5 protein-coding genes are annotated in these 11,438 nt (G+C 65.8%); 2 read left to right on the forward strand and 3 right to left on the reverse strand.

What is annotated here, in order from left to right; genetic code table 11:
* Positions 1-2 precede the first annotated feature (2 nt).
* Positions 3-2,801, reverse strand: coding sequence for a TonB-dependent receptor (locus D5S08_RS12305; RefSeq protein ID WP_121118935.1), 2,799 nt, complete (start codon positions 2,799-2,801; stop codon positions 3-5).
* Positions 2,802-3,249: 448 nt separating this feature from the next.
* Complete coding sequence (locus D5S08_RS12310; protein WP_121119063.1) at positions 3,250-4,536, reverse strand: MFS transporter; 1,287 nt, start codon at positions 4,534-4,536, stop codon at positions 3,250-3,252.
* A 308-nt stretch (positions 4,537-4,844) separates the two neighbouring features.
* Between D5S08_RS12310 and rodA the strand changes: the two genes are divergently transcribed.
* Entirely contained in the window at positions 4,845-5,975 is a 1,131-nt protein-coding gene (gene rodA / locus D5S08_RS12315; RefSeq protein WP_121119065.1) for a rod shape-determining protein RodA, read from the forward strand.
* A gap of 16 nt (positions 5,976-5,991) precedes the next feature.
* On the opposite strand, the gene D5S08_RS12320 is transcribed toward rodA, so the two are convergent.
* Complete coding sequence (locus D5S08_RS12320; RefSeq protein ID WP_121118937.1) at positions 5,992-8,079, reverse strand: right-handed parallel beta-helix repeat-containing protein; 2,088 nt, start codon at positions 8,077-8,079, stop codon at positions 5,992-5,994.
* 265 nt (positions 8,080-8,344) lie between these two features.
* Between D5S08_RS12320 and D5S08_RS12325 the strand changes: the two genes are divergently transcribed.
* On the forward strand, positions 8,345-11,401 hold the full coding sequence (locus D5S08_RS12325) for a glycosyl hydrolase family 28-related protein (RefSeq protein WP_121118939.1): 3,057 nt from the start codon (positions 8,345-8,347) through the stop codon (positions 11,399-11,401).
* Positions 11,402-11,438: the final 37 nt, after the last annotated feature.

The raw sequence follows: 11,438 nt of genomic DNA on the forward strand, positions 1-11,438 counted from the left end.
CATCAGAAGTCCGCCCGCATGCCCAGAGCGTAACGGGCGCCGGTCTCTTCATACAGCAGGATCTGGTTGTCGTAGCGGCCCGTCCGCTGATTTGCCTCGTTGGTGAGGTTCACCCCTTCGACAAACACCGACAGGTTCGGTGTCAGGGCGTAGCTGACGCGCGCATCCCACTGCTGGTAAGGCTGCACATAGGCCGGCTCTCCGCCGAAGCCGACCGCGGTCTGCAGGAACTTCTCGCGCCGGTTCCACGCCAGCCGCGCCTCCAGCCCGCCCATTTCGTAGAACACCACCGCATTGTAGCTGTCGCCCAGGCCCTGCAGGGCGAAGGTCTGCGTCAGGTCGCCCGTTTCCAGTTCCGCATTGCTGCTGACAAAGGTGGCGTTCGCCTGGAAGCCGAGGCCGGACAGCGGGCCGGGCAGGTACTCGAAGATATGCTGCACGCTCAGTTCCACGCCTTCGACGGTCGCCTGCTCCAGATTGTCCTGCGTGCTGACCTCGAAAGTCGGGTTGCCGTTGAACAGATTGTCCCGGTCGGCGATCTCGAACACGCGGTTCTGGACCACGTTGACCAGGAAGTTCTGCACATCCTTCCGGAAGCCGGCCACCGCGATGTAGCCGTTGGGCTGGTAATACCATTCCAGCGAGAGATCGAGGTTGAACGCCTCGAACGGCTGCAGGTCGGGGTTGCCGCTTGACGCCTGCAGATTGCCCGGCCGGGTGGTGCCGATGACCTGTCGCGGCGACAGCGCGCCCAGCGGGGGGCGGGTGATCGTCTCCGTCGCGGCGAAACGTGCCACCAGATCGTCCGTCAGGTTGAGGCGGGCCGAGAAGCTGGGCAGCAGGGAGTAGTAGCTGTTCGACTCGCTGACCGTCTGCGCCTCCCCCAGCACGGTCTGGTACAGCGTCGGGTCACCGCTGCTGATCAGGTCGAGCAAGGGCTGCGAGATGCCAAAGGCCGTGGTCTTGGTGCGCACGAACTGCGCGCCCAGATTGATGACCCACGGCATGCTGCCAAGATCGCCCTCCAGCGTGCTGTCGATATAGCCGCTGACGATCTCCTCCTTCACGCGGCTGGAATTGGGCCGCTGGTACAGGCGGAAGCCGCCATACTGGTCCAGCACCGCCTGCGTGGTGCCGGGCGCCAGGCCCAGGGTGGTGTCGCGCGTGGCGGCCGCTTCGGGCGATTGCAGGTAGCTGACAGCATCGTCCACGCTGAAGCTGAGATAGGTGGTCGGCACATCCAGGATGCCGCCCAGGTAATCGCTGCCCAGCGAGGTGGGGGTGAACAGGCTGTCGGGCACATCGACCTGATAGCCGCAATACAGGCACAGGATCGGGTCGGCCGACAGGCGCGAATCGGTCGATTGCTTCTGCCGCGCATAATACAGGCCGAACTTCAGTTCCGTCAGGTTGCCCTGGTCAGGCGTCCAGCGGGCATCCAGCTTCTGTTCGAACAGCTCGTCCCGGAAGTCCGCGCCGCCGCCCAGCGGCCCGCCGCCGCTGCCCAGCAGGGTGAAGTGCGCCTTGGGCAGGCTCGGATCGGCCACATCGCCCGGCACCACGCCGGTGACGGAGGGGAAGCCCTGCTCGTCGTAATTCAGCGTGTAGATGTTGTTCACATCGCGGAAGCCCAGCACCACGACGCCCGTATTCTCCGCCCCGCCGGAGGTGGCGCGCGACCAGGACGTGTCCGTGCTGACCTCCAGCGTATCGGCGACCTGCCAGGCGGCATTGAAGCCGAACGCATACAGGTTGGTCGGCCGGTCGCGTTCCGACCTGGTGTGGTCGATCGCCGCGTCGATCGTCTGCGTGAACTGCGTGGCGTTGCGGTTCTCGTCGAATTGGGCGGAGGTGATGATCGACGGCGTGACGAAGAAGGTCAGCGCGTTGCTGGTCGAGAAGACGTTGAAGCTGTTGTATAGGCCATCCAGCGTCAGGGTCAGATTGTCGGTCGCCTCATATTGCAGCGTGGCGTTGACCGTGATGCGCTCGCGATCCTCCTCGATCGGGCTGACGTTGAGGTTCTGCGGAATGAAGAACTGATCATCCGGGCCATAGCCCTGCGCCGCCAGATCGTCCGCGATCAGGGTCAGGCTGTCGCGCGGCGCGCTCAGCACACCGTCCATCAGGAAGCGGTCGATGCGGTTCTTGCGCCGCTGGTAACTGCCGGACACCAGCACGCCCAGCCGGTCGTCCGCGAAGGTGTCGCTGAACAGGCCGAACAGCTGCGGGGTGACCTCGCCCGACAGATCCTCGTACAGCGCCTTGCCCGACAGCACGATCTGCCGCTCGTTCAGGTCCAGCGGGCGCAAGGTGTTCAGGACGATGGTGGAACCGATGCCGCCCGCCTGCAGGTCGGCGGGCGCGCTCTTGTACACATCCACCGATGCAACCAGCTCCGCCGGCAGCACGTCGAAATTGAAGGAGCGGGCGCCCGTGTCAGACACCAGCCGGCGGCCGTTCAGCAGCACCGTGTTGAATTCCGGGCCGAAGCCGCGGACCGTCACCGTCTGCCCCTCGCCACCGCTGCGGTCGATGGACACGCCCGGTATGCGCTGCAGCGATTCGGCGATGTTGGTGTCGGGGAACTTGCCCAGGCTTTCCGATGCGATCGAATCCACGATCTGATTGGAATTCCGCTTGGTCTCCAGCGCCGCTGCAAGACTTTGCCGGATGCCGGTAACAATGATTTCAGAGCCGTCCCCGGCGGCCGGTGCGGTGCTGTCCTGAGCCATAACGGAACCTGCCGGAGCCACCAGTGCGGCGGTCGTCAGCAGACATGCGAGTGCCTTGCGCATCATCGATCTCCCTGTTCTTGTCCTTCGCCGCTTATTGCTTCAGCGATGTCGCCACCAATAGTCAGACAAGAATGGATCGTCCAGCCATCTTGCGACATTCCAAATCGATTAAAGGATTTTTGTCTCGGCAGAGGGTGAAGGGCGGGCGCGGCCTGCTTCCCCGAGGCTTGAACAAGGCCCCCGGCAACATCCCCGCACGGTATTTACTCTGCCTAGTTTCGCATGATGCGGATCACGCCGCCACCTGACCCCGGCGTCGGCGGGCAGGTATGATTGCGGCCACGCGGGCGCGATGCAGGACCGCGCTGGCAGCAGCAAAGTGCGGCGAACGCGGCTTGAGAGCTGGCAGAAGCACGACAAGGGCGAAGCAGGGGTGCCAAGTCGGGGGCGGCAGGGGAGGAGCGATCTCGACTCCCCTGCCAGCCGGCGCGTGCTCGCGCCGGAGAGCTGGTCAGGCCTGGCTGACCCGTTCCAGGCGTGGCGAAAGCAGGTGCACGGCCAGCAGCGCCAGGAAGTAGGCCGAGCCGGCCACGGCGAACAGCGGCACATAGCTGCCGATGCTGTCGAGCACGTAGCCGGCATATTTCGCCATCATCATGCCGCCGATCGCCCCGATCGTACCGCCTATGCCGACCACCGAGCCCACAGCCGCCCTGGGGAACAGGTCCGAAGGCAGCGTATACAGGTTGGCAGAGAAGGCCTGGTGAGCGGCGGTCGCGATGCCGATGACCAGCACCGCCAGCCACAGATTGTCGATCGATTGCGCGAAGAACACCGGCGTCACGGCGCACGCGCAGATGAACATGGTCAGCTTGCGCGCATAGTTCACGCTCTTGCCGGCCGCGATGAGGCGCGACGACAGCCAGCCGCCGGCAATGCTGCCGACATCGGACAGCAGATAGATCGCCACCAGCGGCGGGCCGAAGCTCAGCAGGTCGAGGTCGTAGCGTTCCCCCAGATAGCCCGGCAGCCAGAACAGGAAGAACCACCAGATCGGGTCGATGAAGAACTTGCCCAGCGAATAGGCCCAGGTTTCCCGGACCGTGATCAGGCGCTTCCACGGCATCGGCGTGATCGGATCCGCCGGATCCTGGTTGATCCACGCCAGTTCGCCGGAACTGACCTTCTTGTGCTCGCTGGGCCGGCGATACAGGACCAGCCAGGCGACCAGCCACAACAGGCTGACCGCGCCCGTGATCACGAAGGCCATGCGCCAGCCATAGGCGACGGTCAGCAGCGGCACCGCCAGCGGGGTGATGATCGCGCCCACATTCGCGCCGGCGTTGAAGATGCCGATGGCAAAGGCGCGCTCCTTGGCCGGAAACCATTCGGTCACCGCCTTGATGCCGGCCGGGAAATTGCCGGCCTCGCCAATGCCCAGGCCAAAACGCGCCATCGCGAACTGGGTGACGCTGTAGGCGCCGCCATGCGCCATATGCGCGACCTGCCAGATGACGAAGGCGATCGCGAAGCCGAACCGGGCGCCGATGACGTCCATGATCCGGCCGAAGCCGATATACCCGATGGCGTAAGCCAGCTGGAAGAAGAAGATGACGTTGGCGAAGTCGGTTTCCGTCCAGGCGAGATCGGCTGACAGGGTCGGCTTGAGCACGCCGATCATCTGACGATCGACATAGTTGATGCAGGTTGCCGCAAAGAGCAGCGAGACGATTACCCAGCGGTATCGTCCGGCCCTGTCGGCCGCTTTTTCGATTCCGCCCAACTCAGCATCAACCATCATCCCGCCCTTCTTATTGGAGCGTCAGCGCAGGCGCACCGCTCGCTTTGTGCTCACCTGCATGCCAACGGAAATCATGTCAACGGAAGCAGCCAGGAAAATGACAACGGTGTCCAACGGGGACGACGTAATTTGGAGATAGTGGCAGCAACGCGCCGGGTTGCTATCTTGCCTGCCGGTCTCGGGCCCCGATCCCCTGCGCCACCCGGTCGGAACGTGCCTGACCGTGGGGGCATCCGCGAACGCTTCCCGGGCCTTGGGCGTATTGCGCGGCAATCCGGCCTGCTATAGCGGACGTGGCACATATCATGCCCAGCATCATCCCCGAACCCATCGCTGCGCTTCCCTGGAAAGTGATCTTCGCGCTCTGCGGGATATGCCTGTTCGGCACCGCCGTGCTGTATTCTGCGGCGGGCGGGTCGATGCAGCCATGGGCCCAGCCCCACCTGGTCCAGTTCCTGGTCTTCCTATCGCTGGCGCTCGGGATCAGGATGATCAGCGTGGACCTGATCCAGCGCCTGGCCTTCGCGGCATTCGGGGCGTGCCTGCTGCTCCTGATATTCGTGGAGGTGCTCGGCCAGGTGGGCGGCGGCAGCCAGCGCTGGCTCAGCCTCGGGCCGCTGACGCTTCAGCCATCGGAATTGATGAAGCTGGCCATCATCATGGCGCTGGCGCGGTATTACGACATGCTGCCCGCGGGCGTGGTTGCGGAATGGCGCTCGCTCTGGCCACCCTTGTGCGTGATGGGATTGCCGGCGCTTCTGGTCCTGATCCAGCCGGATCTGGACACGGCGCTGATCCTGTGTGTCGGTGGCGCGGTCGTGATGTTCCTGGCCGGTACGCCGACGCGGGTCTTCGCGTGGGCGGCGGCCGCCGCGGCGCTGGTCGCGCCGCTCGCCTATTTCTTCGTGCTTAAGGAATATCAGCAGACACGGCTGCTGAGTTTCCTGGCGCCGGAGAGTGATCCGCTTGGCGCCGGCTATCACGTCATCCAGTCCAAGATCGCCATCGGCTCCGGAGGGCTGTTCGGAAAAGGCTTTCTCAACGGCACGCAGGGACGCCTGAGCTACCTGCCCGAACATCACACCGACCTGGTGTTCGCCACCCTGTTCGAGGAATGGGGCCTGGTGGGCGGCCTTGCCCTGCTGGCGGTCTACATGTGGCTGTTCATCTGGGGGTACAAGACCGCGGTCGCGGCGGCTTCGCGGTTCGGCAAGCTCATGGCCGCAGGCCTGACCACCACGATCTTTTTCTACGTGGCGATGAACATGCTGACCGCGACCGCCATCACCCCCGTGATGGGTGTGCCCTTGCCACTGGTCAGCCATGGCGGGTCCGCGATGATGACGATCATGATCGCATTCGGATTGATCATGGCCGTGGAACGGGAAGGGGCACGCAACCGCGCCCGCCCCCGCACCGGATTTCTGCTGCCGTAATTCTTGCGCAGGCTGGTCAGTGCTCTGCGTCTTCCGACTGGATGCCGCTGCGCTGGATCACTCGTCTTGCCTCACCTGGCCAGGCATCGCCTTCAACCGCGACATTGTTCTCCGCCCGGTTGTTCAGATACTCGGTCCAGCTGCCCTGCAGGCGGCCTGAATTGTACCAGTTGCCCACCGCGACATTGTCCATGGCGGTGCGTCTGGGCGCAAGATGGTCCTGCGAGTTCAGGTTCAGCCACACGCCGCCAACATCGTCGATGACGTTGTTGCGCACCGTGACGTGGCGTGATCCTTCATCGAGATAGATGGCGATCCCCCCTGAGCCCTTCACTTCGGAAATGTAGTTCTCCGCGATGAGCGCACCCGGGTCGGCAGACAGGTGATAGATGGCGCCGCCGTCAGGGAACCACTGCTTCACCCTGGACACGCGGTTGCCCACGATGACGGTGTCGCGCAGCGTTGTCGGCGTGTCGTACACACGATTGTCCGGCACATCGTAATAGCCCCGCTGCTGCCGCCAGTATTCCGGGCTGCCGCCGGGATCGTTCGTGCCCCATCCCCAGCCGACATCGATCCCGTCATAGGGCGTGTCGGACACGTCGTTGTTCAGGATCAGCGTTCCGGAGGCATAGGTGACGAGGATCGCCGACTGTTCCTTGTAGTCGTGCGAGATGCCGGAAATGCGGTTGTTGCGGATCAGGATGTCGCGCAGCGCCATTTCCGGGCGGGAAGGGTGATGCGCGTCCGGCCGCGTACCGCCGACCATGATCGCGCCGCCTGCCAGGTCGGCGAAGCTGTTGCGGGTCACCTCGATCGCCGCCGTGCCCAGGCCGATGCCGCTGTCGTTGGCGTCGGCATTGTTGCCGATGCCCAGTGCCACCTGGCCCAGCTGGCCGAACCGGTTGTCGTCAAAGATCACGCGCGTCGCCGCCGCCACCTGGACCGCGGCGGGTTGCTGGTTCCAGCGATTGCGCATCACCTCGAATGCGCGGCAACCCCAGCTGCAATCGCGGATCGGGTCCGCCGGGTAGTCGACCAGATCGCCGGCGAGATAGGCGCCGCTCTGCTGGCTGGCATAGCCCTCCGGCCCTGATGGCTGCAGCCAGCTGGTGTGGCGGAACGACAGGCCCCTGAAATGCAGGTCGCGCACCGGGCGGTCATAGGTGCCGGAAATCGAGATCAGCCGCTCCAGCCGGGGCAGGACCACCTCGGCGCTGCGCATGTCCTGCCCGGGGAGGGGCTTGTAGTAGAGAATGCCCGCCGCCGGGTCGGCATGCCACTGGCCGGGCTCCCGCAGGAAGGCCAGCGAGTTGACCAGGAACATGCGCGCGACCTCGACGGCGACGGGGCGGGCGAAGGTGTCGTAGCCGACCAGATTGTTGCGCCAGCCGGGCTGCTGCATGATGATGCGGTCGCGCTCGATCCGCTCGACCATGGCATGCCGGTGCGTGAACCAGCTCATCCCCTCCACCTCGATCCGGTCCTGATCGGGCAGTTCGGACAAGGTGCTCCAGGCGGCGTCCTTGATCGCCAGGCCCCAGGGGTGGAACTCGACAGCCGCGCGCGGGATCTCGACGCTGGCGCGGCGAACCAGGCGGCCGTCGACGGTCAGCTGGCGCGGGTCGGTGCCCTGCGGCACGGGCGCCGACCAGATGCCCCGCTCCGCATCCGCCAGCCGCCATCCTGTCACGGGCACGCCGCCCGATAGCAGCGGATAGCTGCCCGCCTCGCCTTCCCAGCGCACGGTCGAACCGTTCTGGCCGCCATCCTCTGCGCCGAAGCGCAGGGGCGCGGCCAGATTGTAGGTGCCGGCCGCCACCCGGACGGTCACGTCATGATCGCGGTTGAGCCGGCGTACCGCCGCCTGTGCCCGCTCGAATGTGGCGAAGGGGCGTGCGACCGACCCGTCGCCTGCGTCCGATCCGCTGGGCGACAGGTGCAGCACTACCGGCACCGGCACGGGCCGGTTGGGGATGACCACGCGGTGCCGCTCCGGTTCGACATGTGGGGGCGCCACCGGGACCACCGGAAAGGGACCGATCTGGGCGGCAGCGGGAGAGGCTGTCATCAGTACCATTGCCAGCAGCACGGCGGGCATCATGTCACTCATCATCCTCTCCCAAGGCATCGCGCAGTCTCGCCACGCCGGCGAACACATGCATTTCAGTCGCATATTATTGCAGATAATACGTCATACAAGCACGTAGCTGCTGACGTCCGGTAGGATTGGCAACATTCTCGCGCTGCCAGCGATAAGCTCTGGTCTTCCATGTCATGGTTACGTTAACAAGAGCGCCAAGGCGAGCGCCGGCGGAAGTTTTGCGGCCGATAGATTCGCCAGGAAAAGTTCAGTGGAAGGATGCAGCATGGCGGCAGTCATCGGGCGACAGGTCAGTGGGCGAAGCCATTCGGGCCGAACCGTTTGGCAACTCCTCTTGTTGGCGGCGGCGGCCGTGCTGTTCGCCGGATCCGCGGCCACAGCGGCGGCACCCTCACGCTCGGCCTATCAGGCGATCCCGCCTGATCCGGCCGCCATCATCGTGCGCGGCGCCGGCGACGGGCTGACCGACGATACCGCGGCATTGCAGCAGGCGATCGATGCGGCGGCGGAGGAAGGCGCGGGGGCCGTGGTGTTCGTGCCGGAGGGCCGGTACCGCCTCACCCGCACCTTGCTTGTCCGCTCGGGCGTCAGGGTGTTCGGCATAGGGCGCGAGCGGCCAGTCTTCGTGCTGGCGGAGCGCACGCCCGGCTTTGCCGAGGGGGTGGCGGCGATGGTCAGCTTCGCCGGCGAAGACCAGTTCCGCTCCGGTCGTCCGGCCGTTCCGCCGCGAACGACGGTGCCGTTCGACCCTACGGTGTTCGACGGCACGCAGACGACGTTCTATTCGGCACTGTCCAACGTGGATTTCGAGATCGGCGAGGGCAATCACGGCGCGGTCGCGGTGCGCTTCCGTGTCGCGCAGCATGCCTTCCTGCGGCACGTGGACATGCGGCTCGGCAGTGCCTTCGCCGGTGTCTACCACGTGGGCAACGAGATGGAGAACGTCCGCTTCTTCGGCGGGCGATACGGCATCGTGGCGGAAAAGACCGCGCCCACCTGGCCGTTCACCCTGATCGACAGCCACTTCGAAGGGCAGCAGGTCGCCGGCATCCGCGAGCATGAGGCCGTCCTGACGCTGGTCAACGTCACCTTCCGCGACATGCCGGTGGGGATCGAGATCGATCGCGGCTATTCCGACATGCTGTGGGGCAAGGACGTCCGCTTCGACAATGTGACCGATGCGGGTGTCGTCATTTCCATGGAAGGCAGCACGTTCACGCAGATCGGCTTCGAGAATGCCGTCGCCTCGGCCACGCCGACCTTTGCGCGCCTGCGTGACAGCGGACGGACCTTCGCCGGCGCGGGCGACCATTACCAGGTGCGCCGCTTCTCCCACGGTCTTGCAGTCGAGGCGCTGGGGGAGACCGGCACGACGCAGTCGGTGTTCGATGCGGTGCCGATCACCCGCGCCGCTGCGATGCGACCACCTGCCATCGCCGCGCTGCCGCCGGTCAGCGAGTGGGTGAGCGTGCGCGATCTCGGCGTCGCGGGCGATGACCGGACGGACGACACGGCGGCGTTGCAGCGCGCGATCGACACGCACCGCGTGCTCTACATGCCCACGGGCCGCTATCGCGTGACACAGCCGATCCGGCTCCGCCCCGAGACCGTACTGATCGCGCTGCATCCGAACACCACGCAGCTCTATCTGCCGGACGAAACCGCCGCCTATGCCGGCATCGGCGATCCGGTCGCCTTGCTGGAAAGCGCGAAAGGCGGTGCCGCCATCGTGTCCGGACTGGGTCTGTGGACCGGCGGCATCAATCCGCGCGCGACGGCGCTGCTATGGCGCAGCGGCGAGCAGTCCATGGTCAATGACGTGCGCATTCACGGCCCGGTCGTGCGGGTGAACGGCCAGGCAACCGGCGCCGTCGATCCGGCCGCGCGTCCGGATGGGCAGCAGGCCAGCATCTGGGTGACCGATGGCGGCGGCGGCACGTTCGCGGCGATCTGGTCGCCCAACACGCTGTCATCCTCCGGCTTCCACGTCTCGGACACGGACACGCCCGGCTATGTCTACGGGCTGTCGGCCGAGCATCATTACCGCCACGAGATCGTGCTGCGCAACGTGGCGAACTGGGAGTTCCTGGGTGCGCAGACCGAGCAGGAGGCGCGCGATGGTCCGAACGCCTTCGCGGTGGAGCTCAGCAATGTGCGCAATATCCTGCTGGCCAATTACCGCGCCTATCGCGTCACCCGATCGATCAAGCCGGTCGAGGCTGCGGTGCGCCTGTTCGGGTCGAACGAGGTGCGGTTCCGCAACGTGCACATCAATGCGGAAAGCGGGTTCTCCACCTGCGACGACGAGGGCTGCGGCACCTTCGCACGCGCCAGCAAGTTCCCGTTCGAGAATGCCATGATCGACGCGGCGAGCGGGCGCGAGCTGCGCGAGCGTCAGTTCGGCTGGCTGGACATCATGCCGGCGGCGGTGCTTCCTCCCGAACAGCGGATCCCGGCGGTATCGCCGGGCGTGCAGAAACTCGCCGGCGGGTTCTATTCCGCCGGCGGCGGCGCGGTGGATGCCCGGGGCAACCTGTACTTCATCGACCGCTTCTTCCACCGCATCTACAACTGGTCGGCCGCGCAGGGCCTGCGCATCGTCACCGATCCGCCGCTCGATCCGGTGAACCTGGCCGTCGATGGCGCGGGCAAGCTGATGGTGCTGTCCTCCGAAGGTGCCGAGGGGACCGTCTACAGCATCGATCCGGCCGCGCCCGACCGGGTGCAGGTGATCGCCCCGACACCGGCCCGCGCCGCGCCGGCGGCAGTGACGCTGCAGCCCGGCAATGTCTGGGCAAATGGCGAATTCGCCGACCAGATCGACTTTGCCACCTACGAGTTCCCGCCGCTGGCGCAGTTCTTCACCGACAAGCTGGGCGCGCCCAAGGCGATGGAATATGTCTCGCCCGACGGAACGCTGCGGCTACCGGCCTACCGCGTGTGGACGCAAGGGGGCGGCGATCATCGCGGCTGGCGCTGGTCGGACCCGCTGGACGCCTACAGCCTGGTGGGTGCGCGTTCCGGCGACCGGATCGTGCTGACCAATTCGTCGGAGAACCGGACCTATGACGGGCTGATCGGTGACGGGGGGCGCGTGACGGAGCTGAAGGTGCTGGCCGAGCGTGGCGGCGAAAGCGCCGTGCGCGCGCCGGACGGCACGCTCTACGTCGCCAACGGGCAGGTCTTCGTCTACGCCGCCGATGGCACATTCCTGCGCCGCATCGACGTTCCCGAACGGCCGTTGCAGCTCCTGCTCGGCGGAGAGGAGGGACGCACCCTGTTCATCCTGAGCCATCACAGCCTGCACGCCATGCCGCTGTAACCGCGAAAGCGCCGCCCCGGCTTCCGCAAAGGCGAGC

The sequence above is a fragment of the Croceibacterium ferulae genome (genome assembly GCF_003660445.1).
GTDB classification, from domain to species: Bacteria; Pseudomonadota; Alphaproteobacteria; order Sphingomonadales; family Sphingomonadaceae; genus Croceibacterium; species Croceibacterium ferulae.

Bases quoted from the DNA above. Each gene is read 5' to 3' on its own strand.
- D5S08_RS12320 (WP_121118937.1), bottom strand. From the start codon at position 8,079: ATGATGCCCGCCGTGCTGCTGGCAATGGTACTGATGACAGCCTCTCCC.
- D5S08_RS12305 (WP_121118935.1), bottom strand. From the start codon at position 2,801: ATGATGCGCAAGGCACTCGCATGTCTGCTGACGACCGCCGCACTGGTG.
- D5S08_RS12310 (WP_121119063.1), bottom strand. From the start codon at position 4,536: ATGGTTGATGCTGAGTTGGGCGGAATCGAAAAAGCGGCCGACAGGGCC.
- rodA (WP_121119065.1), top strand. From the start codon at position 4,845: ATGCCCAGCATCATCCCCGAACCCATCGCTGCGCTTCCCTGGAAAGTG.
- D5S08_RS12325 (WP_121118939.1), top strand. From the start codon at position 8,345: ATGGCGGCAGTCATCGGGCGACAGGTCAGTGGGCGAAGCCATTCGGGC.